The 26,988-nt window shown below is 41.8% G+C and carries 23 protein-coding genes and 1 pseudogene; 17 read left to right on the forward strand and 7 right to left on the reverse strand.

What is annotated here, in order from left to right:
• Positions 1-107: 107 nt before the first annotated feature.
• Together PRK60_RS00740 and PRK60_RS00745 are read right to left on the reverse strand one after the other, a co-directional pair.
• Positions 108-1,421: an MFS transporter gene (locus PRK60_RS00740; protein WP_273646127.1), complete on the reverse strand. Its 1,314-nt coding sequence runs from the start codon at positions 1,419-1,421 to the stop codon at positions 108-110.
• A gap of 179 nt (positions 1,422-1,600) precedes the next feature.
• Complete coding sequence (locus PRK60_RS00745; protein WP_273646128.1) at positions 1,601-2,995, reverse strand: APC family permease; 1,395 nt, start codon at positions 2,993-2,995, stop codon at positions 1,601-1,603.
• A gap of 133 nt (positions 2,996-3,128) precedes the next feature.
• Here PRK60_RS00745 and PRK60_RS00750 point away from each other — a divergent pair, with 133 nt between their 5' ends.
• The 11 genes from PRK60_RS00750 to PRK60_RS00800 all read left to right on the forward strand — a co-directional run bounded on the left by PRK60_RS00750 (position 3,129) and on the right by PRK60_RS00800 (position 12,610).
• A complete protein-coding gene (locus tag PRK60_RS00750) occupies positions 3,129-3,542 on the forward strand; it encodes a bis(5'-nucleosyl)-tetraphosphatase (RefSeq protein ID WP_102168337.1) in 414 nt (137 codons plus the stop codon).
• 1 nt (position 3,543) lies between these two features.
• Positions 3,544-4,113, forward strand: a complete 570-nt coding sequence (locus PRK60_RS00755; protein ID WP_273646129.1) for a guanylate kinase — start codon at positions 3,544-3,546, stop codon at positions 4,111-4,113.
• A gap of 41 nt (positions 4,114-4,154) precedes the next feature.
• Positions 4,155-4,598, forward strand: coding sequence for a Fur family transcriptional regulator (locus PRK60_RS00760; protein ID WP_102168335.1), 444 nt, complete (start codon positions 4,155-4,157; stop codon positions 4,596-4,598).
• 71 nt (positions 4,599-4,669) lie between these two features.
• Positions 4,670-5,086: a hypothetical protein gene (locus tag PRK60_RS00765; protein WP_102168334.1), complete on the forward strand. Its 417-nt coding sequence runs from the start codon at positions 4,670-4,672 to the stop codon at positions 5,084-5,086.
• Between the two features lie 18 nt (positions 5,087-5,104).
• The gene (locus PRK60_RS00770) at positions 5,105-5,947 is read left to right on the forward strand and encodes a DUF6681 family protein (RefSeq protein ID WP_191912360.1); all 843 of its coding nucleotides are present in this window, start codon (positions 5,105-5,107) and stop codon (positions 5,945-5,947) included.
• A 171-nt stretch (positions 5,948-6,118) separates the two neighbouring features.
• Complete coding sequence (locus PRK60_RS00775) at positions 6,119-6,679, forward strand: TetR/AcrR family transcriptional regulator (protein WP_102168332.1); 561 nt, start codon at positions 6,119-6,121, stop codon at positions 6,677-6,679.
• Positions 6,680-6,721: 42 nt separating this feature from the next.
• Positions 6,722-9,355: a YhgE/Pip domain-containing protein gene (locus tag PRK60_RS00780; protein ID WP_273646130.1), complete on the forward strand. Its 2,634-nt coding sequence runs from the start codon at positions 6,722-6,724 to the stop codon at positions 9,353-9,355.
• Between the two features lie 204 nt (positions 9,356-9,559).
• Positions 9,560-10,792, forward strand: coding sequence for an L-lactate MFS transporter (locus tag PRK60_RS00785; protein ID WP_102168330.1), 1,233 nt, complete (start codon positions 9,560-9,562; stop codon positions 10,790-10,792).
• A gap of 141 nt (positions 10,793-10,933) precedes the next feature.
• The gene (locus tag PRK60_RS00790) at positions 10,934-11,932 is read left to right on the forward strand and encodes a D-2-hydroxyacid dehydrogenase (protein ID WP_102168329.1); all 999 of its coding nucleotides are present in this window, start codon (positions 10,934-10,936) and stop codon (positions 11,930-11,932) included.
• Between the two features lie 216 nt (positions 11,933-12,148).
• Positions 12,149-12,334 (forward strand): CsbD family protein, encoded by a 186-nt coding sequence (locus tag PRK60_RS00795; protein ID WP_102168328.1) that lies wholly within the window; start codon positions 12,149-12,151, stop codon positions 12,332-12,334.
• A 15-nt stretch (positions 12,335-12,349) separates the two neighbouring features.
• Positions 12,350-12,610, forward strand: coding sequence for a GlsB/YeaQ/YmgE family stress response membrane protein (locus PRK60_RS00800; RefSeq protein WP_273646131.1), 261 nt, complete (start codon positions 12,350-12,352; stop codon positions 12,608-12,610).
• Between the two features lie 64 nt (positions 12,611-12,674).
• Here the strand turns inward: PRK60_RS00800 and hflX are convergent, their stop codons facing one another.
• The 3 genes and pseudogenes from hflX to PRK60_RS00815 form a co-directional block, all read right to left on the reverse strand.
• Positions 12,675-13,949: a GTPase HflX gene (gene hflX, locus PRK60_RS00805; RefSeq protein WP_273646132.1), complete on the reverse strand. Its 1,275-nt coding sequence runs from the start codon at positions 13,947-13,949 to the stop codon at positions 12,675-12,677.
• Between the two features lie 36 nt (positions 13,950-13,985).
• Entirely contained in the window at positions 13,986-14,645 is a 660-nt protein-coding gene (locus PRK60_RS00810; protein WP_102168325.1) for a histidine phosphatase family protein, read from the reverse strand.
• 86 nt (positions 14,646-14,731) lie between these two features.
• A pseudogene (locus tag PRK60_RS00815) lies at positions 14,732-15,382 on the reverse strand (DedA family protein).
• A gap of 169 nt (positions 15,383-15,551) precedes the next feature.
• On the opposite strand from PRK60_RS00815, the gene helD reads away from it, so the two are divergent.
• Positions 15,552-17,879 carry an RNA polymerase recycling motor HelD gene (helD, locus tag PRK60_RS00820; protein ID WP_392391033.1) on the forward strand — a complete coding sequence of 776 codons (2,328 nt, stop codon included), beginning with the start codon at positions 15,552-15,554 and terminating at the stop codon, positions 17,877-17,879.
• A 60-nt stretch (positions 17,880-17,939) separates the two neighbouring features.
• Here helD and PRK60_RS00825 read toward each other — a convergent pair whose 3' ends face one another.
• Positions 17,940-18,836, reverse strand: coding sequence for a DMT family transporter (locus PRK60_RS00825; RefSeq protein ID WP_102168322.1), 897 nt, complete (start codon positions 18,834-18,836; stop codon positions 17,940-17,942).
• Positions 18,837-18,915: 79 nt separating this feature from the next.
• Entirely contained in the window at positions 18,916-19,809 is an 894-nt protein-coding gene (locus tag PRK60_RS00830; protein WP_273646134.1) for a DMT family transporter, read from the reverse strand.
• 480 nt (positions 19,810-20,289) lie between these two features.
• Between PRK60_RS00830 and PRK60_RS00835 the strand changes: the two genes are divergently transcribed.
• The 5 genes from PRK60_RS00835 to PRK60_RS00855 all read left to right on the forward strand — a co-directional run bounded on the left by PRK60_RS00835 (position 20,290) and on the right by PRK60_RS00855 (position 26,970).
• Positions 20,290-22,380 (forward strand): LTA synthase family protein, encoded by a 2,091-nt coding sequence (locus PRK60_RS00835; RefSeq protein ID WP_216972168.1) that lies wholly within the window; start codon positions 20,290-20,292, stop codon positions 22,378-22,380.
• A gap of 262 nt (positions 22,381-22,642) precedes the next feature.
• Complete coding sequence (gene coaA / locus PRK60_RS00840; protein ID WP_102168234.1) at positions 22,643-23,566, forward strand: type I pantothenate kinase; 924 nt, start codon at positions 22,643-22,645, stop codon at positions 23,564-23,566.
• A 150-nt stretch (positions 23,567-23,716) separates the two neighbouring features.
• Positions 23,717-25,270: a glutamine-hydrolyzing GMP synthase gene (gene guaA, locus PRK60_RS00845; protein ID WP_273646135.1), complete on the forward strand. Its 1,554-nt coding sequence runs from the start codon at positions 23,717-23,719 to the stop codon at positions 25,268-25,270.
• 270 nt (positions 25,271-25,540) lie between these two features.
• On the forward strand, positions 25,541-26,074 hold the full coding sequence (locus PRK60_RS00850; RefSeq protein ID WP_273646136.1) for a helix-turn-helix domain-containing protein: 534 nt from the start codon (positions 25,541-25,543) through the stop codon (positions 26,072-26,074).
• Between the two features lie 8 nt (positions 26,075-26,082).
• A complete protein-coding gene (locus tag PRK60_RS00855) occupies positions 26,083-26,970 on the forward strand; it encodes an IS3 family transposase (RefSeq protein WP_260846181.1) in 888 nt (295 codons plus the stop codon).
• Positions 26,971-26,988 lie beyond the last annotated feature (18 nt).

Below are 26,988 nucleotides of genomic sequence, written 5' to 3' on the forward strand. Positions count from 1 at the left end.
TCATAAATAAACAAGCTGGGAATTAGACTCTATAAGTTTGGAGATCACTAAGGATAAATAACCTAAGACTATTTCTTGCTCTGAACTAATCTTAGGTTATTTGATATCTATTTACTTTTTACAAATCGTGGCGATGTTTCAGGAGCCCAGAAGAGACAGATGAGGCCACCGATGATTAAGACAATGGTACAAACGAGCATTGCTAAGTGAGCGCCACCAATATTGGTCAATACTGGCAACAGAAAGGTTCCACTAGCAGCACCAACTCGACTAATTGTAATACAAGTTCCGACCCCGGTAGCGCGAACCTTAATATCAAAAAGTTCGGTTGGGTAAGGGTAGTCAAGGGTTAATCCTGAAGAAAGGATAATTGAAAACAGCGCAAAAAGTCCAATTTGAAAGTCAAAAGACGACTGAGGGCCGATGATCATGCCGACCAGACAAATTGCGGATAAGAAGAAGGTACCAACTAGAAATACTCGCCGACTAATCCGCTTGAAGAACCATGCACCGAGTAAAACGCCGACCATCATACAACCGTTATAGATGATTCCTGATAGATTACTATCTCCCATGTGCATACTCTTTAACAAGATTGGCAAGAAAATACTGATACCGAAGAATGCAAACGCCTGGCAGGCATAAAATAATCCACCAACAAGTGTTCGTCGGCGATACTTCTTACTAAATAGAATTGTCCAGGAAATATTATCAACGGGTTTCGCTTTGAGGAGGTGAAGAGGGAGTCCCCAGCGCTTACCAATATGCTTTTGAATTAGTTTCTGGGCCTTTTTATTTTCACCCTGACTAGCAAGCCAGCTAGGCGAAGCAGGGAGCTTGGATACGGAACGAAAAATTCCAGCGACTAATCCGGGAACGGCGGAAGAAGCAAGGATAACTTGCCAATTATGGCTACCAAAGCCACTAATCATGATCCCGGCAATGTAGGAAAGAATAAAGCCAATTGTCCAGTAAATAATTAATTGACTCTGCCGCTTGCCACTTTCGTTTACAGGTAGCCATTCAACAAGCAGTGAATTCCCTACCGTGTAGTCGATAGCAATCATTAGACCGATAAGGAAGCGCAGAATAAACAATAAGAATAAATTAGTAGTCACTAGCTGAAGGAGCGAAAAAATCGTAAAAAGATACATGTCAATCAGTAACATTCGACGACGCCCAAATTGATCAGCAATTCGTCCCATCAACGCGCTTCCCATGAGGCCCAGTAAGCTACCAGCACCGATTAAGCCGACCCAAAAATCATTGATGGCAATATAATGCTGTGCTTGAGCAAGCCCGGTACCACTAATACCGAGGGCGTACCCACAGGCAATTTGACCAAGAACGATTGCAAAGAAGACGCGGAAGTGAACAGCTTTTAGGGGTGCTTTTTTATAATTCTTTTTTGTATATTCCATAAATATTAGACAGTCATTTGAGAGTGTCTATTAATTGATTCCTCCTTGAAATTAACAATAAAGTTTAAAACGTATTGTTAAAAACACTAACAAAAGTAAAAATGGCTTGTCAAACGTTTATCGGGGAATAAGAAAGCGGATTAGCTTTTGAAATGAAGCCAATCCGCGGAATTTAAAATTTAATTTTGTTTGTCATTTAGCTTACTGTGCCAGTAGCCATAAGTGAAGTAGATAATAATCCCCAGTGTGAACCAAATTCCAGCACCAATGTAGGTCTCAAGTTGCAATTGGGTCATCATTGCTAGACAAAGCAGTCCAGAGAGAATCGGAATAACTGGGTAGAGAGGAACCTTGAACCCACCACGGTTACCAATATCCTTTCGGTGACGAAGAGGAATGATCCCAAATGAAACTAATGTAAAGGCAAATAAGGTCCCAATGTTAACTAAACTAGTTAATTGATCGAGTGAAACTAAGCCACCCATAGTAGCGATAATCACGGCAACAATCCAGAGGGCAACTTGTGGAGAGTGACTCTTCTTGTCTAACTTTCCTAAGAATGCTGGCAATAATCCGTCACGGCCAATCGCGTAAATTAACCGTGAACTTGAGTAAATCATGGCGACCATCATGGTAAACATTCCAACTAGTGCCCCAATTGAAAGCAGTTCTGCCAACCAGTCTTGGTGAACTAGCTGAAGCGCATATGATACTGGGTTAGCAACATCTAGCCGGGTATACTTCACCATTCCTGTAAGGACAACTGCAACCCCCATGTAGAGCAAGGTAACGATTCCTAAAGTACCGATGATTCCAAGAGGCATGTTGCGCTTTGGGTTCTTTACTTCAGCGGCTGAACTAGAAACACAGTCAAAACCTAAGTAAGCAAAGAAACCGATCGTTGCCCCATGAATAACCCCGCTCATGTGGTAAGGCAAGAATGGATGATAATTCTTCGGCTTGATGAAGAACAGTCCAGCAATAATAAAAATTAAAATAATAGCAACTTTAACTACTACCGCAATGTTGTTAACCCGAACGGAAGATTGTAAACCACGAGATAACATTACGGTGATTAAGAGGACAATGACGACCGCAACGATATTGATATATGTACCGTGTGCGGGATCAAACGGCCCTGATAAGGCATGAGGGATCTTTAGCCCAAAACTTTCGATAAATGAATTAAAGTAGGCTGCCCACCCCGTTGAGACTGATGCTACGGCAAGCATGTATTCCAGGATCAACGCCCATCCAAGGAGCCAACCAAAGAATTCGCCGAACACCACGTTACCATAAGAATAAGCACTACCGGCAACGGGTAATGCTGAAGCGAATTCGGCATAACACATTGCGGCAAATGCACAAACGATTGCGGAAAGTAAGAAGGAGAGAGAAACCCCCGGTCCAGCTTGCTTAGCAGCAATAGTACCAGGAAGAATGAAGATCCCGGTACCAATAACGGTTCCGATTCCGATAGCCATCAGATCGCGAGCGTTCATCGTTTTAACGAAGAGTTTATCAGCTCCGAGATAACGATCGAGACTCTCTTTTCGGAAAATGTTTAAGCCCATCTTTAACCCACCTTTGCTATAATAAATTTAGCGGCAGGGAGCAATTCCTGTCGCGGATACTAAATATAATACATATGATTAATATTAAAAGTCAATTAGAAACATTAGATTATTTTAAAGGGAGTCAATAACTATGGCAATTGAAATTACTAGTGGTGCTGTTGTTTACCGAAAGAATACTGGTAAAATTGAATACTTACTGTTAGAAAGTCAGAATAAGGGTCATTTTTGGGGATTCCCTAAAGGTCACGTTGAAGGGAACGAAACCTTAGAAGAAACTGCTAAACGAGAAATCAAAGAAGAAACGCAATTGGTATTGCCAATCGACACTAGTTTTCACGTATATACTGAATATGACTTGCCAAATGGGAACCGGAAGCAGATGACGCTGTATACTGCTGACTTAACGCAGAGCGAAGATATTCATTTACAAGCAGAAGAAATCAAAAACTGTGGTTGGTTTAACTATGCTGATGCTCGAGAACGGTTAACTTATAACAACCTTAAGCAATTGCTCGATCAGGTTAACGACCACTTAACAAAGTAATATGAATTCTGGAAAGGTATTTGTAATTGTCGGTGCAGCTGGTTCGGGGAAAACAACGGTTGCTAAGTATCTTCATGATCGTTACAAAATGGAGCGGATCATTACCCATACAACGCGGGCATCACGCCCTAATGAACTGGATGGGGTCGATTACCATTTTGAGACGCCGGCGTCAATGAATAGACTTCATTTGCTGGAATCCGTCGAATATGATCACCATCTTTACGGCTCTTCATTAGAAAGTTTGATTACAGGATGGCAAACAGGACACGATGATGTGATTGTGCTGGATACCAAGGGAGCGTTCACTTATTACCAGAAGCTTGGTGATCGCGCGATAATTATCTTCCTGACGGTGAGTCATATTGCCTCGCTAGCTCACCGGATGGTTAAACGGGGCGATGAATTACGGGCAGTCCATTCAAGACTGAAGAGCCCTGAGTATCACCGGGACCTTCATTTACCGGATGAGCTTAAAGAAATTGCAAATGTTGTTGTTAACGATTCCTGGTCGCAAACAACTACTCAAATTGACCGAATAGTAAGACAAATCAGTTCAGAAAATGACTAATTTATGGTAGAATATTTTTCTCATTGGGGAGGTGGCATTAGATGAGTGACCTTGTAGAACAAGCTCGTAAGGTATTAAAGGATAATGGTTCACGGTGGACTAAGCAGCGTCAGCAAATGATTGAGATTCTAGCCGAACATCCGGATCATTACATTGATTTTACGGATGTCGATCAACGCTTGCGGAAGGATAATCCGGGACTTAGTCATGGTACCGTATATCGGAACCTCAAGGATTTTGAAAGCTTGGGGATTGTTGAAACTAGGCAAGCTGGTGAACGGATGCAGGTTAAGGTTTGCTGTGATTCCAATCATCACCATCATTTTATTTGTGATGTTTGTGGCAGGGTGCAAGAGATTCAAATGCCACCAATTGATTATGCCTTTTTTGCCAAGCAATTACCGGGGGCTAAAATTAATGGTCATACGTTTGAGCTGCATGGTATTTGCGCTGATTGTCGGGCAAAAAAAGAAAAGGCAAAATAACTTCAACTTTCCTTAATATTTATGGAGGAAAAAAGCGAGTATGATAGGTTGTAGAAAAGGAGCATTTATTTATGGCAAATAAAATCCCACCTTTCGTAACTCCCTTTGCGTTGTTTTCAATTGTATTAGCGCTGGGGGCTACTAACGTTGTGGTTAACCACGCAACGCATACATCTGAAGGTGCACGAGTGAGTTCTACCTCGTCAGTTAGTCGGCGAATGGACTCTGATGACAGTAGCTCAGTTAGCCGTTCATCTTCACAACAGGATGAAAGCGAACAGCAATCTTCCAGTACTCGTAGTAATAACAATTCAACTACTCAGGAAAATCAAAATAATACTGGGAACGATACTGAACGCTCATCCTCGACTACTACCCAGAATAAGCAAAATAACGGTGGTAATACTTCAACTGGCAACGAAAGCCAGACAGGTCAATCAAATAGTGGTCAAAATACTAATACTCAGGCCACAACTGATAATCAATAAGCGGGGTGAACCTAACTAATGTTTAGTTTTCTCGATATGATTAATTCATCGTTAAGTTACTTTAACCTGGACGTTAAATTGAAGAACCGGATTTATATTGTTCTAGCGACTCTAGGTGATATTTACTTGGTATACGTAACCTTCCGCTTATTTGTTAATCAAGCCTGGTTGCGTGGGTTCTTGTACTGTTTAGCGATGATTGCAATCACGTACTTTATTTACGTTAACTTTGTTTTCTACTTTTTAGGCAAGACGTCGCAATTTGACTTTTTGTCACCACGAATTGCCAAAATTACGGGGCAGAAGTTTGCGGACAATAGTCAATCGCAGATGAGACGGAGAGCTGCTGGCCGGTACTCAACAGGACTTGCTAACCAGTCAAATGGTCTTTTTGATGGGGCGGATACGATCCCCGCAACTGTTGAGATTGACCATTCGGAACAAGAAAATCTCCAAAAAGTGGTTGATCGGCTTTTAACGGAAAAGATCTTTGTTAATGATTTTAACGGGATGAGTGAACGGGAGATTATTCGCCAGTACCAAGAGACCCATAAACCAGTTCAAGCATTGAATGTGGAATCAATTCCGCCATTTTTTGAATTAGTTCATGATCCGATTCGTCATCGCCTTGAAATTTACATGGGGATGAATCAAATGGAGCGGCGACCAGTTGGCCATATTTCTAAGATTGGGTTGACCGATGTTCGGGAGGCCCACCAGAAATACCGAATTTATTTAGCTAACTTGGTCGTGGTTGATGGACCAAATAAGATTCCTGGTCGAAGCGGCACCACAATCATGACAACTGCTGATTATGGTCTGAAGGCTCAGGTTGCATATCGTCAACGAACTTCAAATTAAAGAACTACAATTAAACAAGATATTGTATAGTAAAACTATTGTCCTAATCTAATAAGACAATAGTTTATTTTTGTCTCATTTTAGCTCAGATGTGCCAAATTAACTCTGTTGTCTATTTTTGACACGGTTTACAATATTCATTGCAAAATTGGCGAAAAGGAGGGGAAAGTTGTGCGAGTCACGAGAACCGTGCGTGATTTTCAAAATGCATTGTTGACGTTGCTTGAAGAGTATTCCTTTGAGCACCTAACCGTTGACCAGATTTGTCAAGAAGCGTTATTACACCGGAGTAGTTTTTACCGTTATTTCCGTGATAAATATGACCTCCTTGAACAAACTCTGGGAACACAAATAAACCGGCTGGTTGATAGTAGTGATTCCGAGGATGATTTAATTAAGCAATTAATTTATTACGTCAATGATCATAAGAACGTTTTTCGGCACTTAGCATCTGAAAGTGCTCATAGTTCGCTATATGCTGAAATGATGCATATCTTAAGCCAGATCATGTTGGAACGACGGCGTGAAAAGAGCAATGATTCTGTTATTCAATTATTACAGCAAACCGATGATCCGGAGATGCTGGCTTATGTTTTGAGTGGCGCACTGATCGGCACGTTTTATTGGTGGCAGGAGAAAAATTATGATGTTTCAATTGAACATGTAATTGAGTTTGCCAAACGAACGATGCAGTCGTTATCAATTGGTCGTCAATTGGAACAAAAACAGTGAAACTATTAATAAAAATATTTAGGGGATAAGAGGAGAATAGAAATGTGGAATGCGATTAAAGCAGAATTTAAGAATATCCTGCACAATCGACTGTTATTGATTTCCACTACTGTTATTTGTATCATCCCATTCCTTTACAGTATCTTTTTCCTGAAGTCTGTTTGGGATCCATACGGGAGTACAGAAAACTTACCAGTAGCGGTTGTCAATAAGGATGTTCCAGTTGAATATCGTGGACAAACGATGGATATTGGACACCGGATGGTCAAAGAATTAAAGAAGAATAAGCAATTAAAGTGGGAAATCGTTTCACCAGAAAAGGCGCATTATGGTTTAACCCACCGGAAATATTACACAGTAGTGACAATTCCAAAGGACTTCTCGAAAAATGCCACAACTGTATTGGATAAGCATCCTAAACAAATGCAGTTGAAGTATGAGACTAATGGTTCCCTTAACTACATTGGTGAAGTAATTAGTCAACTCGGGATGACCAAGCTGAACGAAAAAATTCGGGTGCAAGTTACCCGGGCATATGCTACGGCAATGTTTAAGGCCTTGCACACCGTTGGTAAAGAAATGAGCACTGCTGCTAACGGGGCAAAGCAACTAAGCACTGGAATGGTTACCCTTCAAAGCGGAATGAACCAATATGTTGCTGGGGTTTCCCAAGTAAACAACGGTGTTCAAACATTGCGGGTAAGCGTCGCCCCATTAGCTGCCGGTGCCCAACAATTGGCATCTGGTAGTCAAACACTTGCTAACGGTATTCGCCAATACACTGGTGGCGTTGGTCAGCTTGCTACTGGATTAGGTCAACTGAACGCTAATTCTGGTGCGCTGAACTCTGGTGCAAGTCAACTGCAAAGTGGTTTGAGTCAGTTGAGTGGCAACTCTGGTCAGTTACGAAGTGGATCTGGTCAATTAGCTACTGGTGCAAGTCAGCTAAATAGTACTGTTAATAGTCAGTTGGGAAATATTGACTTTAACGGTATTATGGGCGCAATGAATCAGGCACAGGACCTTCAAAAGGGATTAACTCAGTTACAAACTGGTTTAACGACTGCTAAGGCTACTTTAGCTGGTGTCCAAGAAAGTGCGGGTAAGCTTCAACAGGCTTCAGGTGCTTTAGCTGGTGTCAGTCAGGTTAAGGGACAATTAACCAGTGCTGCAAGTGGTACGGGTAGTGTTGCCAAAAGTGATGCTGAGATCGCTGGTAAATTACAAGAACTTGCAGGCTCAACCAGTGATAATAATATTAAGAGCCAATTAGGTGCATTAGCTGCGCAAGCTGGAGCAAATGCGAAAACTGCTGGGGATAGTGCTAAAACTATTGCCAGTGTGGGTGAGACATTAACTAGTTTAAATAGCTTGGGGAGTTCTTTAAGTGATATGCAATCGCAACTTGGTCAGCTTTCTCAAATGTCAACAATCCTTGATAATGCTGATGGCACAATCAAGCAAGCTAATACATTACTTAATACTTTAAATGGTTATAAGGGTACTTTATCGTCAATGCCAGATGCCGTTAATAAGTTAAAAGAAGCTACTGGCCAAATCTCCTCTGGTGCCAACACGTTGAATGCCGGTGTCAACCAATACACTAACGGAGTAGATACTGCTGCCGCTGGCGCCGGAACGTTAACTTCTGGGATTGGTCAATACACCGCTGGAGTTGCTCAAGCAGGTGCTGGTGTTGGTCAATTAACGGCTAACTCTGGTCAATTGAATGCTGGTGCTGGTCAACTTGCTGGTGCTCTTGGTCAACTGAATGGGCAGGTTCCTGCATTGACTGCTGGGGTTAACCAATTGGCTGCTGGTACTCAGCAATTAGTTGATAATTCACCTGCACTTGTCCAAGGAATTATCAAACTGAATGTTGGTGCTACTAAGCTCTCAACTGCTCTTGGCAAGGGTGCGAAGACAATTAATGGTATTAAGACTTCACCACGGACTGCTAAGATGATTGCTGAACCTTCAGTTGAAAAGCACTCTAACTACAGTTACGTACCAAACTATGGTCACGCACTGGCACCTTATGTTCTGTCAGTTGCCCTCTATGTTGGGATGCTGGTCTTCAACTTTGTTTACCCAATTCGTCGGGTTGCGGATCCAGATGCTTCTGCAACTGCTTGGTGGTTCAGTAAGGTTGTCGTTGGTGCGGTAGCCGCAATTGCCATGGCCGTTGTTGAATGTGGAATTATGATGATGTGTGGCTTAACAGTCGATCATGTTCCGTCATTCTTTGCAACAACAATTCTCTTCGGGCTCGCTTCAATGGCCGTCGTAATGTTCTTATCGATGACCTTTGATAACCCTGGACGGTTTGTTGCCATGGTTCTTCTGATGTTACAACTTGGTGGTTCCGGTGGGACATTCCCAATGGAAGTTACTATGAAGTTCTACAATGTTATTCACTGGTACCTACCAATGACCTACTCAATTCTTGGCCTTCGTGATTCAATTAGTGGTGGTCTTGGTACTCACTACACATTGTTCTGTAACCTGGTCCTTCTCGGAATCGCGGTTGTCTTCAACTTGTTACTCTTGTTAACGATGAAGGGAATTGCATCACACGATTTCCGTGCGCCAACTGTCGAAAGCTTAAAAGCTAACGAACACGGTCCAATGGGTAAGGGCGATGGCTTTACATCAAATGGTGAAAATGATAAATAGAATTTGATTATGATTAACTAGAGCTGGAAAAAGCAGTGGCTTCTTCCAGCTCTTTTAATAATTTGTGACTTAATCGCTTACAATAGCAAAGTTCGTCTTTTACTTGTTGTTTAATTAAAAATCCTGTGTTATTTTTTAAACACCGAACTAATATATATTATTTAAAAATAATGTTCGGAAATAATAACAAAGGAAGTATCAAGAATGGCAAAGACGAGAAACCGGTATGGAGTCGCAATTGCGGGGGTAATTCTCCACTTAATGATTGGTGGGGTATATGCTTGGAGTGTATTTACCAAGCCAATTTCTGCCTATACTGGTTGGAAGGAAACATCAGTATCATTTGCGTTTAGTTTGGCAATCTTCTTTTTAGGAATGTCAGCTGCATTTATGGGACGGCTAGTTGAAAAGTTTGGTCCAACCGTTACTGGAACAATCTCAAGTATTTGTTACGGAAGCGGAATCGCATTAACTGGATTAGCTATCCAATCACATCACTTATGGTTGCTTTACTTGGCATATGGTGTCATTGGCGGATTAGGGTTAGGTTCTGGCTATGTTACACCAGTATCAACGATTGTTCGCTGGTTCCCTGATAAGCGGGGGTTAGCTACCGGGTTAGCGATTATGGGATTTGGTTTTGCAGCAATGCTTACTGGTCCAGTTGCTCAACACTTGATGGCATTTGTTGGAATTGCGAATACCTTTTATGTTTTAGGAGCATTTTACTTTGTTGTAATGATTGTGGCTGCTCAATTTATTAAAAAGCCTCGTCCTCATGAATTACCACAAGCAATCGCTGAGAACGCTCAACGGGTAAGTTTAACCAACCAAGAATTAACTGCTAACCAAGCATTAAAGACCCGGACTTTTGCATTCTTATGGTTCATGTTCTTTATCAATATCACAACTGGAATTGGACTTGTTTCAGCTGCATCACCAATGGCTCAGAACATGACGACAATGACTGCTAGTGCCGCTGCGGTAATGGTCGGGATCATTGGTTTATTTAACGGTTTTGGTCGACTTGCCTGGGCAACATTATCTGACTTTATCGGTCGGCCACTTACATATAGTTTGATCTTTGTATTAGATATTTTAATGCTCTTCGTTCTCCTCTTCTTCAAGACACCATTTATCTTTGCGTTAGCGCTCTGCTTGTTAATGTCATGCTACGGTGCCGGATTCTCAGTAATTCCAGCATACCTTGGCGATGTCTTTGGAACAAAGGAATTAGGAGCAATTCATGGCTACATCTTGACTGCCTGGGCTGCAGCGGGGATGGTTGGACCAATCCTTCTTTCCTACACTCACCAAGTACTCCATAATTACTATGTAACTTTGATTGTCTTTGTTATTATTGATGCCCTAGCAATGATTGTCTCCGTTTGGATTCAACGTGATTTTGTCACTCGTCGGGAAACTAAGGCTGCTTAACTTAAAAATAACTTTTTAAATAAGAGCTGAAGACTAATTTGTCTCCAGCTTTTTAGTTTACCCATCAATTTAGTATAATAAGGATTGTAAGCGATTTTTTGCACACAAATACTTACAGATATATAAAGGATGGGATTACAAATGAAGCTAATTATGTTTGGCGTAGACGATAAAGAAGTACCTTACGCTAAGGAGTGGGCTGCTAAAACCGGCAATGAGGTTAAGCTAGTTGGGGAACAATTAAATTCTTCAACCATTGATTTAGTAGAGGGCTTTGATGGAATTTCAGTTCTTCAAACCAGTAAGATTGATGATCCAGCCATCTATACTAAGTTAAAGCAATTTGGGATTAAACAACTATCAACCCGGACAGCAGGATTTGACATGTTCGATCTTGAGTTAGCAAAGAACAATGGCTTGAAGATCACGAATGTTTCTATCTACTCTCCACGGGCAATTGCGGAAATGGGACTGACTCACGCAATGTACCTTTTGCGCCGGATTGGCGAGTTTAAGGAACGGATGGTAAATGACGCTGACTTCCGCTGGAGCAAGGATCTTGTTAGCAATGAAATCTATAACCAAACCGTTGCAGTTATCGGTCTCGGTCACATTGGCGGAGCAACCGCGCAGATCTATAAAGCGCTGGGGGCACGGGTAATTGCGGTTACGCGGGAAACAAGCGTTGTTTATGCACCGTATGTTGATGCCTTTGTTGATCTAGAAACCGCGTTAACGGAAGCTGACATTATTACCCTTCACGTTCCGTTGACTTCTAGTACAGAAAACATGTTTGCTGCTCCGCAATTTAAGCAAATGAAGAATAATGCAATCTTGATTAATATGGCACGGGGAAAAGTTGTTAATACGAATGACCTGATTGCGGCATTAAAGGATCACGAAATTGCTGGAGCGGGACTTGATACTCTTGGTGATGAAACAACCTACTTTAGTAAGAAAGTTTCTCCAGAGGAAGTTCCGGCTGACTTTAAGGAGTTAGTGGAAATGCCAAACGTGGTAGTGACGCCCCACGTGGCCTTCATGACGACTACTGCTGTTCGTAACATGGTTCAAGTTAGTCTGAATGATATTGCAGCGATTATTGAAGGAAAAAATGTTAAGAATGAAGTTCGTTTTTAATTCATAATTAAAAAGCGGGCAGACGTTAAAAGACGTGAAGATGCTGGTAGATTAGTATCTTCACGTCTTTTGTTAATTTAAGGAAAAGATAATTAATATTAATACTTTCATAAGCAGACTAGTAAAGTATCGCTAATAAAATCGCTTATTGTTATGATCAAATCATCAAAGAAAGTTACTAGCACACAGTCACTCGGATAGAGAAAGGAGCAGACTATGACTAGCAAAAAGAGTATTAAGAATAAGGTTGTCGGTAAGCTGAAACAGGTTGAAGGGAAAATAACTAAGGATAAGGTTCGTGAGGCAGAAGGCAAAGCACAAGAAACTCACGGTAAGGCGCAAGCAAAAGCAGATGAGTTGAAGAAGAAAGCAGCTAAGAAAAAAGAAGAATTAGGTGAATAAAAGGAGGGGATGTAAATGTTACATTGGATTTGGGTATTAATCGTTGGTGGTGTCATTGGATTGATTGCCGGAGCGATTACTCGTCGTGGTGGTTCAATGGGAGTCATCAGTAATATCATTGCCGGACTAGTAGGTTCATCACTAGGTGAAGCAGTCCTCGGTGCTTGGGGACGACAAGTTGCTGGAATGGCAATCGTCCCTTCGATTATCGGTGCGGTAATTCTGGTATTAATCGTTTCCTGGATTATGGCGATGATTAATCGACGGGCAGCGTAGTATCACTTATATATAAATAAATAGAAGAAGAGGTAGGGGAAATTTTTCCTACCTCTTCTTCTATTTATTGAATAACGTATTTTTGATACTTATCGTAATCTTTTTGCGAAAGTTCAACGGTCAGAACTGTCCCACTATTTTGATATTCAGTATTCAAGATATTGGTGTTTTCGTTAAGGTACGAAACGACATTGCCGTCCGCAAATGGGATCAACATTTTAGCTTCAACATAGTCTTGGAACAAGTGTTTTCGAATGGTTGAAACGAGGAGATCGAGTGATTCATCATCCTTAGCAGAAATTACGATTTGATCGTCGCCCTCAAGTACTGGATATTCCATGTCGGTCTTATCAGCCTTGTTAAAGACATACAACATTGGGATGTTTTCAATTCCAATCTGCTTGAGTGTCTTTTGGGTAGTTTTCATCATGTCTTCGTAATGTGGATCTGAAGCATCAATTACCTGAATTAACAGGTCAGCATTAGCTGCTTCTGCTAACGTTGACTTGAATGATTCAACCAGGTGGGTTGGCAACTTGCTGACAAAACCAACCGTATCGCTAAGTAAGAATCGCTTTTGATCCGGCAATGTCAATTGACGAACACTAGTATCCAAAGTAGCGAATAGCATATCCTTTTCAAAAACAGTCTTGTCTTCACCAGCACCATATTTTTCAACGAGGCCATTCATGATTGTAGATTTACCAGCGTTAGTATAACCAACGAGGGCGGCTGTTGGAATGGCACTCTTGTCCCGTTGCTTCCGTTTAACTTCTTCAGAACGATCAATTACCCGGAGTTCCTTTCGCAGGTGGCTGATTGAATTCTGAATTGTCCGACGGTTCATTTCCAGCTTGGTTTCACCGGATCCCCGGTTAGTGAAGCCGCTACCGCCACCGGTTTGCTGATCAAGTCGTTGGTTAGCACTCGTCTGTAATCGTGGTAACCGGTATTGTAATTCTGCAATTTGAACCTGGAGTTTGGCTTCCTTAGACTGTGCCCGTTCAGCGAAGATTTCAAGAATCAATGCAGTTCGGTCAAGAACACGACAGCCAAGTTCGTCCTCAAGGTTTCGTAACTGGCTAGGAGTTAACTCATCATTAGTGATCACGGTTGAAATATTTTCAGCTAAAACTGCTTCTTTAATTTCATCAACCTTACCACTCCCGAAGTAAGTAGCTGGATTAGGCCGGTCAATTGACTGATCAATCCGGTCGATTACTTTCATGTGATTTGCCTGGGCTAATTCAGCAAGTTCGGTCATGGAATAATCAAAGTCTTCTTGTTCGGTATTTAACCCAGTGATTAATACTGGCTCTTCAGTTTGTATGTTATCCATTGAAAGATAGTGTTCCCCCTTTTAGTTCAATTATTTTTATTTATCAGGAATGTGGAGCTGGTTATAAAAGTCCACATGAGTATCAGTATCAGTTAGTGTCATTTTCATAATGCTGCCGTTTCGTGGCGAAACGTTTTGGTCGACCCCTTCAAGGTAGCGGTCAGCGATTGAGCGGATCGCAGCACCGTGTGAAACGACAACCGCAACAGAGTTATCTGGCAGGCTACGCAACCGATCAAAGCCCTTATCCATTCGTTGCCAAAAACGTTCGGCATCTTCAGCGTCCCCATATTGATCCGCCTTTGCAATTCGATCCTTAAGTTCGTCTGTTCCCCAGCCGGCAGCCATTTGTGAGAATGTATGGTAGCCATATTTACCGCCAACAATATCAGCAACGGCACCGCCATTTGCTCCTTCAAAAAAGCCAAAGAAGATTTCGCGAAATGCTGGTTCTTGAATCGGCTCCTTAAGGTCAGTATTTGGGTCAGCAGCAAGGAGCAACCGTGCGGTATTCACTGCCCGTGAAAGGTCACTGCTGAAAATGTAATCAAATTTAACTTTCGATAGTGCTCTTCCTACACGCTTAGCATCTTCAATCCCCTTTTCGGTCAGGGGAGCGTCAGACCAGCCCTGCATCCGATTATAGCGGTTAAGGTAGGTTTGACCATGACGAACAAAGTAGACAGTAATTGCCAACTTGATCAGCTCCTTTATTACGTAATAACAATTATCTACTATTTTACCATGCTTTAATGGTAAGTGGGAACTGTGGTGGCTTAATGTTAGAGCATGTTATTCCGCTTAAGGATCTTTCGCCGAATATGGCGGATGAGGGCAAGGATGGCAATAACTAGCAAAGCGCCAGCAGCAAAAATCAAGATAATTAGCGAGAAGTGCTCCTTAACGAAGGGAATACTGCCAAAGTAGTAACCGACGACACTGGCGAGGAGAACTCATATTATAACACCAAGAAGGTTTCCAATCATAAACCGACGAAAGTCAAAGTGCATTGTTCCAGCAATTAACGGCACGAATGTCCGGATCAGCGGAACAAAACGACCAAACGCAACGGTTTTAATCCCGTGCTTTTCTAGTAGCTGATGAGCTTTAACCATTCCGGGACCATTAACTCGTTTTGAAAGCCATTGCCAGCGCGAAAGGGAGCGACCAATAAAGTAATTGACCGTATCACCAATAAAAGCCGCCAAAAAGAAAACGGGAATTACAATTTCCATTTTCAGAACAGGGTGGAATGCAATAAACGAGGCGGTAAGGAAAATCAGTGATTCTCCCGGGAGCCACGGAAAGATGACCAGTCCGGTTTCCATAAAAATGATTGTAAACAATAGAACGTAACTCCAGGGTCCCAACCATTCAAACATTGGAATGATCACTTCAGCAATGTGAGTCAAGATATAAAATAAGTTGGCCAATCGACGAGGCTCCTTTCTGAATCGAGTTATTATACCATTTTACCGTTATTCTGGACTTAAAAGTTAGGGTAGCAGTAATATTTAAAGATAATTTAGCATTCACGATAGCAGGGCGATATTGTTTCGGTCACCGCTTCATCAATGATATAATAGTAAGACGATTTCACGAATGGAGGTAGAAAGAGTGACCGAACAGTCAGTACAAGAATTTGAACAGCAGCATTTAGATCACGTTATTGATGAGATCAAACAGGCTAAGGAAAAGGCCGAAGAAAAGATCCATACCGCCCGACATGATATTAAGGGAATTAATAAACAGATTGATGATATTCACCTAAACACGACGACCTATTCAGGGATGATGGATACGGCAATGTCATTTCGTGCCCAACAGCAGATGCTGGATGAACGACAAAATAGCTGGCAACACGCTGCGGATCGCCTTTCAACCTTGAAACGCTTAGAAAAGAAACCTTACTTTGCTCGAATTGATTTCCAAGAAAAGGGGGCCGAAAAGCCCGAAACCGTTTATATTGGCTTAGCATCATTTAGTGATCAACCAGATCATTTTCTGGTATACGATTGGCGGGCACCGATTTCTTCGATCTACTATGAGGGAAAGCTAGGAAAGGTTAGTTACGAGACTCCAGTTGGAACTCAGGAAGTTAACATGACCCTCAAACGTCAATTTCAGATTGATGATGGGACAATTGTAACGATTTTTGACACTGACGAGCAGGTCGGTGATCAAATGCTTTTGGAAGCTTTGGGGACTCATTCCAGCACTAAGATGAAGAGTATCGTTACAACGATTCAGCGAACCCAAAATGAAATTATTCGGGACACGAAGGATGATCTTCTCTTCGTTCAGGGAGCTGCGGGTTCCGGTAAAACAGCCGCGGTTCTTCAACGGGTTGCATGGCTTTTATATCGCTACCGGGGAAACCTGAGCTCGTCGCAAGTGGTTCTCTTCTCGCCTAATCAATTATTTAATGACTACATTGACCAGGTGCTCCCGGAGTTAGGGGAACATAACATGGTCCAGATGACTTATTACCAATTTGCTAATCGGCGGGTTCCGCGATTACACGTAGAAACGCTCGCCCAACGATTTACCAGCAGTCAGGCTCCAACAACCAAGAAGGCGGTTCAACTAACAACAAGTTTAGCTTACTTTAAGGCAACTGGGCGTTATGCTAAGCATCTTGGGAAGGCCAACATGCGTTTTCGCAATCTGATGTTCCGCGGAAAAGTCTTCATTAGCAAAGAGAAAATTAAAGAAATTTACTACTCATTCAATAGTAACTACAATCTTGGCAACCGGCTTGATGGAACCAAGGAAGCATTAATTAAGTACCTCAATCACCGGATTAGTGTTGAAATGCGCAGTAAGTGGGCTGAAGAAGCCGTGCAAAACCTGAGCAAGGAGCAAATTGATGACTTGATGGACAACCAGCCACGAGAATTTGCGGATGAAAATCAACAGTTCAAGTTCCTCGCCCGCCAGATTGTAATGAAGGCGCTCACACCAGTAAAACGGGCGATTGATCATAATTTATGGCTAAACATTAACGCCCAATTTATCCACCTCCTCCGTGCAACCCCTAAGCTCATGGACCTGAATAAATTTGGCATTAGCACTGCTGAATGGGAAGCGTACGTTGAAAAAACAAAGGATGATCTCCGTCAAGGAAACATTAGCGCCAACGGGATTACCATTTATCTCTACCTCTACGATTTAATGACCGGGAAGAAGGGCCAACGGGATATTCGATATGTCTTCATTGACGAAGTTCAGGATTATGATGCCTATCAGTTAGCATACTTAAAGTTCCGTTTTCCTAATGCTCGGTTTACTCTTCTTGGTGATTTGAATCAGGCAATCTTTACCCATGAGAATAGCCGTTCACTCTTACGCCAATTGGGAACAATGTTTGAACCGGAAAAAACAAAGGTTGTTCAACTAACTAAATCTTACCGGTCAACTAAACAAATCACGGACTTTACGAAGCACTTCTTAACGAATGGCGAGGCGATTGAGGCCTTTGATCGGAATGGTGATTTACCAACCGTGATTGAAGCTGATAATTATTCTGCTGGTGTTGATAGTGTCGTTGAAACGCTAAAGAAGTACCAGCAGGAGCATGATGCAGTGGCGATTATCGGCAAGACGCTTGATGATTGTGAAAAGCTTTATGACGAATTAAAACGGCGGAATGTCAAGACAACGCTTATTCGGACAGAAAACCAGCGCTTAGTTGATGGGGTTATTATTGTGCCATCTTTCTTAGCTAAGGGACTAGAATTTGATGCAGTGCTAGCTTGGAACACTAACGAGCAAGAATACCCTGATGACAGTGAACGCCAGCTACTGTATACGATTGCTTCTCGGGCAATGCACGCGTTAACGATGATTTCCGTAGGTAAGGTTACGCCGTTACTTAAGGATGTACCAGATGAACTTTATTTATTTGTGAAGCGCGATAAGAATAATTAATTAAAGCAAAGACCTAAGTCTCCGTTTGGCGGGAACTTAGGTCTTTGTCTTAAAGATAGTTTAATCTTGCACTCTTAGCTTTGACTTACGGAAATTAAACTGCATGATCACGTTAGCTATAATAATCAGTAGACCACCAATAACTAACCGTAGTGAAAGCTGGTCGTAGCCGAGAAAAACGGAAATGACGGTTGCAAAGAATGATTCGCTCATCAGAATCAAACTGGCAGAAGTGGCATCAGTGTACTTTTGCGCCCTAATCTGGATTCCCCGAGCGACAAAGGTAATTACCACAGCGATGATTGCTAGTGGAAGAAGTGCTTGGAGCCAATGAATGTGGGTAAGGGATGCTCGTTCTGTTGTTAGTGCTAATGGGGTACCACAAATTACTTGGACAACTCCGATCAATGTAATGATAATCCACGGACTAGATGCCCGACTAGCATATTTACCGAAAATGATAATTTGCAATGCCCAGAAGAAGGCGGAGAAGAAAGTGATTAGGTCGCCTGGCCGAAGAGACCAGGAACTTCCGGTAATACCCGTTAGAATTGCCATTCCAGCAAGCGACAGCGGGATCGCAAAAATGATCTTGAGTTGTGGTCGTTCGTGCCAAAAAATCCATAAAATTATTGGCGTCAAGATAACGTAAGTCACGGTGATAAAAGAGCTCTTGGCCGGTGTTGTGGAACGAAGACCGAGCGTTCTTAGATAATAACCGCAAAAGTTAATCAGGCCAACGATTAACCCTACTTTGATGTCAAACCGGGTAGCTTGTTTTAGTTGGCGGTGAAAGAGGATGATTCCGCCAGCCACACACATGGCACCACGAACCGCATTGATGGTTCCTGATTGCATTCCGGCATTAACCACCATTTTATTGAAAATATAGGTACTTCCCCAAAGAATGGTTACAAAAACAAGAAGGAGGTTAGCGGCTGTTTTGGAAAGCTTCATTGGCGTGCTCCTTTCAGCTTCCAGGAAATTCCTGGTTAAAAGATAATTACAGGGTACCAATTGTTGATGCTAAATGCAATTAATTAGTCCGTTTTAAGAACGGGAGACGGTGAAGATCAGTTTGCATAATCGCATTTGCGAGAAGTAAGATTGCTCCACCAATGATCAGCGAATGGGTTAATGAATCATAACCCAAAATTACTGACAGAACACTGGCAAAGAACGATTCAAGCATCAGAAGCAAGCCAGCTGATGTAGCATCGGTATATTTTTGGGCGGTAATTTGCATTCCCTGAGCAATGAAAGTAACGAGAATGGCAAGCAGGGCAACTGGAATTAACGCTTGGAGCCAGTGGATGTGAGAGAAAGTTTGGACCTCAGTTGCAAAGGAAACACCCCATCCGGCAGCGCCCTGGATTAATCCGATCATAAAGATAATCACCCAAGGACTTGAAGCTTTCGAGGCAATTTTGCCAAAGAAGATTAACTGGAGGGCCCAGAAGATTGAAGAAATAAGGGTCAAAAGGTCACCATAATTTAAGGCTAATCCAGTAGCTGTAACATTAGTTAAAATGCCCATCCCGATTAACGCTAGCGGAATAACAAAGTAGGTTTTCCGTCGTGGCCGTTCGTGCCAAAAAATCCATAAGAGAAGTGGTGACAGAGCAACATACATGGTAGTGATAAAGGCGTTTTTGGCTGGCGTGGTAAAACGGAGACCGTCAGTTTGTAAGTAATAGGCGACAAAGTTAGTAATCCCCATTAATAGACCTGCCTTGAAATCAAACCAAGTCATTTGCCGGATACTTTTATTAAAGACAATCAGGCAGCCAACCACACACATCGTCCCTCGGACAGCATTAATCATTCCTGACTGCATTCCAGCATTGATTGCCATTCGGACGAAGATATAGCTTGCGCCCCAGAGAATGGCTACGGTTAGCAAGAGTAAATTAGCCTTACGTTTTGACATTAAGATTCCTCCCCAAAATATTTACTATCCTAGTATATGATATTTTGTTGCAAATACAACAAAGAATGTGAGTGGTTGTTATTTTTGGTAGCTGGTTAAGAACTGCGCAGTAGCTGATTGACTTCTTTCACCAACAGGTTGGTAGCAAGAAGACTAATCAGCCTTGCGAGGGTTCACAGACGAAAATAAGTTTTCTGGTTCACTCCTTCGCCAGGAACTATCTTCAGTTCTAGATAACATAGTCAAGAACTGCTCGCACTCTAATTTAAACGTGTTCGCCAGGAACTTGCTAGAGCTAGCAACCTCTCTCCTAGGCGCAAGACGCCTTCGTCGAGAGAAATTGCTAGCTTTCCGGGAACTCTTTGGGGCGAAGGCACTCTACTTTATTCTTAATTTTTTTTGAAATAAGTTTTTAAAGGTTGCTCACTCTAAATTGTTGTAATATTGTAGGTATTGATATTTTTTAATGGAGGAACGATTATGAAGACAGCGTTGCAGAAGCTCTGGCACGGCTTGAATACCAAGCTTGGCTTTTTTCTGCTAGTAGTACTCCTGTTTGCAATTAAAAGTTACTGGGCATATAGTACTGAGTTTAACTTGGGTGTTAAGGGGAGCGTTCAGCATTTCCTCTTGGCATTTAATACCATTCCGGGTGCCTTAGTTTTTCTGGGAATTGCGTTATATTTTAGGGGACGGTTATCGTACTGGTTAATGCTGATTATTAATGCATTACTCTCAACCTGGCTGTTCGCTAATATCCTGTACTACCGTGAATTTTCCGATTTTATTACATTTAATATTATTAAGGGGTCAGGAGCAGCCTCTAATAACTTAGGGACGAGTATTCTCGGAATTATTCGTCCAGAGGATTTCTTGGTCTACGCTGATGTGGTTATTCTTGCATTAGTACTCCTGTTCCATGTTATTCGGATTGATATGCGGTACTTTAAGATTCGCTATGCGATGACAATTACCGCGTTAGGTTTTGTCTTGTTTGGCGTTAACTTGGGGATGGCCGAATCAAACCGTTCGCAATTGTTAACCCGGACATTTGATAATAACTACATCGTTAAGTACCTCGGGTTACAAGCTTACACTATTTATGATGGGGTAAAGACAACTCACAACAGTGTGGTTAAGGCTAAAGCAAATAAGGAACAGCTAAAGCCAGTGCAAAAGTTCTTAAAGAAGAACTATGCTGGTCCAAATGTTGAATATGAAGGAACGATGCGGGGAAAGAATATCTTCGTTATCCACTTGGAAAGTTTGCAGCAATTTATGATTGACTATAAGCAAAATGGTCAAGAAGTAATGCCAAACTTGAACAAGCTGTACCACTCATCTAATACTCTGGCATTTGATAATTTCTTCCACCAGGTCGGTCAAGGGAAGACTGCTGATGCCGAAATGATGCTGGAAAACTCCCTTTATGGGTTGCCAGAAGGTTCAGCAATGGTTACTGACGGGACGAATAACACGTTCCAGTCAGCACCTGCTCTATTGCACCAAAAGCTTGGTTACACGACAGCTTCGTTCCACGGGGATGTGCCGAGTTTCTGGAACCGTGACAATGCTTATAAGTCATTTGGTTACCAGTACTTCTTTAGTAAGAGCTACTACCCAAAGGTTAAGGATCAAGAATTGGGTTATGGGTTGAAGGACAAGATCTTCATGAAGGAATCAATGCACTACATAGAGCAGTTGCCGCAACCATTCTATGCTAAGTTGATTACCGTTACTAACCACTACCCATACATTATTGATAAGAAGAATACTTCAATTGATGCCTGGAAGACTGGGGATGACACGGTTGATCACTATATTCAAACCGCCCATTACCTTGATCAATCAATTGGTGAATTCTTAGATTACCTTGATAAGTCTGGCTTACGGCAAAATAGTGTCATTATTTTATATGGTGACCACTACGGAATTTCAAATAATCACCGGCCAGCAATCGCTCAGATTTTAGGTAAAAAGAAGGTTACCAACTACGACTTGGCAATGTTCCAAAAGGTCCCATTCATGATCAACGCTCCTGGCCTTAAGGGTGGAATTGATCATACTTATGGTGGTGAAATTGATGTTCTGCCAACCATCGAGGACTTGTTAGGAATCAGTTCAGACAAGTATATTCAATTCGGACAAGATCTTCTTTCTAAGGATCGCAATCAAATTGTGCCATTCCGGAATGGCGACTGGGTAACGCCAAAATACACGAAATATAATGGTGATTACTACCACACTGCTACTGGAAAGCAGATTAAGAACCCAACAGCAAAGGAACAGAAGCAGTTTGACAAGATTCAAAAGTACGTCACAACTGAGTTAGGCTTAGCCGATAAGGTAATGAATGGTGACCTGATTCGCTTCTATAATCTTCCAGGATTCAAGAAGGTCAACAAGAAGGACTACACTTATAACATGAAGAAGAGTCTGAAGAACCTGAAGAAGGATCAGAAGAAACACAAGACAAGTGTGAAGGCAGAGAACAATAATCAAAGTACTTACGATGATTACTCGACTGACGCACCGGAATTAAAGGATCAGAACCCTAGTTTCCCAGATTAAGGTGTATATAAACCTGTCAGCAATAAACTGACAGGTTTTTTATTTGATTGAAATATAAAATAAGATAAGCAAATATAAACGGGTATGTTATAGATAATCAATTGATTACGGTTCCTCGTCGTGGTTTTGTCCAATTATCATTACCATTCTTTGCTGAATTTGTTGATAAATATAACCAAGAACACTTTCTGATCTAGTCACACTAAACTATGGTATGATTATTGTTAATCGCTTACATTAATTAATGAAGGAATCAGTAACTATGAATGAATGGATGAATTATGAGCAATTTGATCGACAGGAGTGGCACAGCTTCTTTCCAACTGATACGGTTCGTTTGAGCCAGGATAACCTTGATGAGATTAAATCGCTTAATGATCGAATTTCAATTGAAGATGTCCAGGATGTCTATTTGCCACTAATTAAGCTGCTTCAGTTGCGCTTTCAAAATCATCTGGAATGGCAGATGCAAAAGGCTAATTTTCTCCACCAGAAAAGTGAACGGGTCCCGTATATTATCGGGATTGCGGGATCGGTTGCGGTTGGTAAGAGTACGATTGCCCGGCTTTTAAGTATTTTGCTAAATAAACTTCTCCCAGATAAGCGGGTTGAATTAATGACCACGGATGGTTTCCTTTATCCAAATGCCGAATTGAAACGGCGGGGGATCCTGGATCGGAAAGGGTTCCCTGAATCGTATGATATGGAGAAACTGCTGCGCTTTATGAATGATATCGAGGCTGGTAAGGCAGTAGTAAAGGCACCGACATACTCACATCAAGTGTATGATGTAATGCCAGACCAGCCGTTAGTTATTCGGCAACCAGATATTTTAATCGTGGAAGGGATTAATACCCTTCAGCTGCCATCCAGTCAGCAAATTTATGTTAGTGACTATTTCGATACTGCAATTTATGTTGACGCTGATGCTGAGCAGATTGAAAAGTGGTACCTGCAACGGTTTGGGATGTTGTTAGATACGGCACTTACCGATTCGGATAATTATTACTATTCATATTCTCAGGGACCACGAGAAGAAGCGTTTAAGATGGCGAAGAATGTTTGGCAAACAGTTGATTTACCGAACCTCACTGACTATATTTTGCCAACCCGTAATCGAGCAAATATCATTCTTCATAAGACCGCTAATCACGTGGTTGATCGAATCTACTTAAAACGTGGTTAAAAGTTGACTCTTGATGCATTACTTTTTAAACGGTGCATCAAGAGTTGTCTAGTTTAAAAAACGAACTAATAATGATCATTGACCATTAAACGTTTAGCTTGTAAACTTAGTTGTTAAGAAATAAGAAATTCAGAAAAGGGAAGTGGCAACGTGGCAAAATTAAACTTGGATGCTTTTGATAAGATTATCGTGCTTGATTTTGGTAGTCAGTATAATCAATTGATTACCCGACGTTTGCGTGACTTTGGGGTATATTCTGAACTCCTTTCACACAAGATTACGGCTGATGAAATCAAGAAGATTAACCCGAAAGGTATTATTTTCTCTGGTGGTCCAAACAGTGTCTACGACAAGGATGCCTTTAAGGTTGATCCTGAAATCTTTAAGTTAGGTATTCCAATTTTAGGGATTTGTTATGGGATGCAATTAATGTCATACGATCTTGGCGGTAAGGTTGAGAAGGCCGATAATTCCGAATATGGTCGTGCTGATATTGAAGTCTTAAAAGATGATGCGGTATTGTTCAAGGGCTTGCCAAAGAAGCAATACGTTTGGATGAGTCACGGTGACTTAGTAACCAAGGCTCCTGAAGGCTTTGAAGTTACTGCAACCAGCAAGAACTGCCCAATTTCCGCAATTGCCGATGACAAGCGAAAGTTCTATGGAATTCAGTTCCACGCTGAAGTACGGAACTCCGAATATGGGTTAGACATTCTTCGGCGGTTTGCCTTTGATGTTTGTGGCGCCAAGGATAACTGGACAATGGATGACTTTATCGATCTTCAAGTCGACCATATCCGTCAAGAGGTTGGTGACAAGAAGGTTATCCTGGGCCTTTCCGGTGGGGTTGATTCTAGTGTTACTGCCGTACTGATTCACAAGGCAATTGGTGACCAATTAACTTGTATCTTTGTTGACCACGGTCTGTTACGGAAGAACGAAGCCGATCAAGTAATGAAAGCCTTGAATAAGGATCTTGGGGTAAATATTATCAAGTTTGACGCTGCTGACCGCTTCCTCGGCAAGTTAGAGGGTGTTACTGATCCCGAAACAAAGCGGAAGATTATTGGTAAGGAATTTATCGAAGTCTTCAACGAAGAAGCAAAGAAGATTCCTGACGCTGACTTCCTCGCTCAAGGGACCCTTTACACCGATGTGATCGAATCTGGGACTGACACTGCCCAAACAATCAAGTCACACCATAATGTTGGGGGCTTGCCAAAGAAGCTCGGCTTTAAGCTGATCGAACCGTTACGAAAGCTCTTTAAGGATGAAACCCGTGAATTGGGTGAAAAGCTTGGGATCCCGCACGAATTAGTTTGGCGGCAACCGTTCCCAGGTCCAGGTCTTGGTATCCGGGTTATCGGTGAAATTACTCCAGAAAAGCTGGAAATTGTCCGTGAATCGGACGCAATCTTGCGTGAAGAGATTAAGAAGGCCGGACTTGATGAAAAGATCTGGCAATACTTCACCGTCTTACCGGGAATTCGTTCAGTTGGTGTCATGGGTGATGGCCGGACATATGATTACGCCGTTGCCATTCGTGCCGTAACATCAATTGACGGGATGACTGCTGACTTTGCGAAGATTCCATGGGATGTCTTACAAAAGATTTCTGTGCGGATCGTTAATGAAGTAGATCACGTTAACCGGATCCTTTACGATGTTACGAGTAAGCCACCTTCGACTATTGAATATGAATAGCATTGTAATGTAACTTAGTGTTGGAATGGTGATATAACAGCATTTTAGCAGTGTTAAAACTTGACCAACTCACTTAAATCTACATGTTTGTTTGCCAAAACGCTTGTTATATCTTGCTTGTTATATAAAGAAAGCATCCAGTGTCAAAACTGGGTGCTTTTACTATAGAAATGGAAATTTGAGTATAGAAAAGGTGATTAGTTAATTCTTCAAAGTTGAAGTGCCTCATAATTGTTAGACAAAAGTTCTAACGATTGTGAGGCACTTTTTATGACTAAATACAAACCTGACTTTAAAGCTAAAATTGTCCACGAATATCTGACTACTCCACAAAGTTCTCGAGCCTTGGGGCGCAAATACAGTATCAGTAGCCGACTGATCAGGAAATGGATTCAAAGATATCGCTTAAGTGGGATAGACGCCTTGAAACGGCGTCGTCATCCACGAACCCTTACCGCAGATTTTAAGTTGAGTGTGATAGACTACTACCAAACTCATGAGGAATTGATGGTTAAAGTAGCGGCTCGATTTGACGTGCAAGCGTGCCAAATTTCACTTTGGCGGTCACAGTTCAAGCGAGATGGTATTGAAGCCTTGAAACCTCACCCGAAAGGTAGGCCGTCAAAGGTGAAACATACTAAGAAACGACTTCGTCGTCTTACTAATAAGACTGAAGTGGAACGTTTAAAAGAAGAACTTGCCAAGAAAAGCCAAGAACTCTATGACACAAAATTGGAACGTGACATCTTAAAAAAATCGTTGGCCCTGTTCGGACCCTCCAAGGCAAAGAGAAAACGCAAATAGTTGATCAGATCAGGGCAGATCAAGCATCGCTACCGAAGAAATATCGCTATAAGATTGGTGACATTCTCCATAAAATCAACCTTCCTAAGGCTACTTACCATGATGAGCGCAAGCGCATCGCTAACCATCATGATAAATATGCGAGTGTTAAGCAAGTGATTCTTAGCGTGGCTAAAGAAGGGCAAGTCCGCGGACGATGGACCTACGGTTATCGTCGCGTGAACCAAAAACTGCGGGCAATGGGCATTCATTTGGCGGACATGACGGTGAACAAGTTGATGGCGAAATTAGATGTTCAAGTGGCACTGTATAATCGCCACCGTAGTGGTAAATACTCATCTTATGAAGGTAATGTGGGCACAGTTGCGGATAATCTACTAAAACAACAATTTCAGGCCACCATTCCTTATCAAGTCCTCCACACAGATGTTTCTCAAGTTCGCTTAGCTAATCACAGTTGGGCTTATATTTCCTCAATTATCGATGAAGCCAGTAAGGAAGTTTTAGCCTTCCAATTGAGTCAACATCCTGATCGACAGTTGATTACCGCTACTCTCAACGAGCTATGTACAAAGCTGCCTGATAATGCTCAACCAATTATTCATTCTGATCAGGGGTGGCACTATCAACTGGGGTACTATACCCAAAAGTTAGCTGATAATCACTTTATTCAAAGTATGTCCCGTAAGGGAAATTGTCATGATAACGCACCAATGGAGAGTTTCTTTCACCTGTTTAAGACAGAGTTATTAGATGGTTTCCCACCATGTAAAGACTTAGCTGAATTAAAATCACTCTCAGCTCAATACATTCATTACTTTAATTACCAACGTATCTCCTTAAAAACAAAAGGTATGACTCCGGTTGAATACCGAAATCATACCTTGGTAGCTTAAATAATCAATTTTGTCTAA

Source organism: Limosilactobacillus portuensis (genome assembly GCF_028607025.1).
GTDB lineage: Bacteria > Bacillota > Bacilli > Lactobacillales > Lactobacillaceae > Limosilactobacillus > Limosilactobacillus portuensis.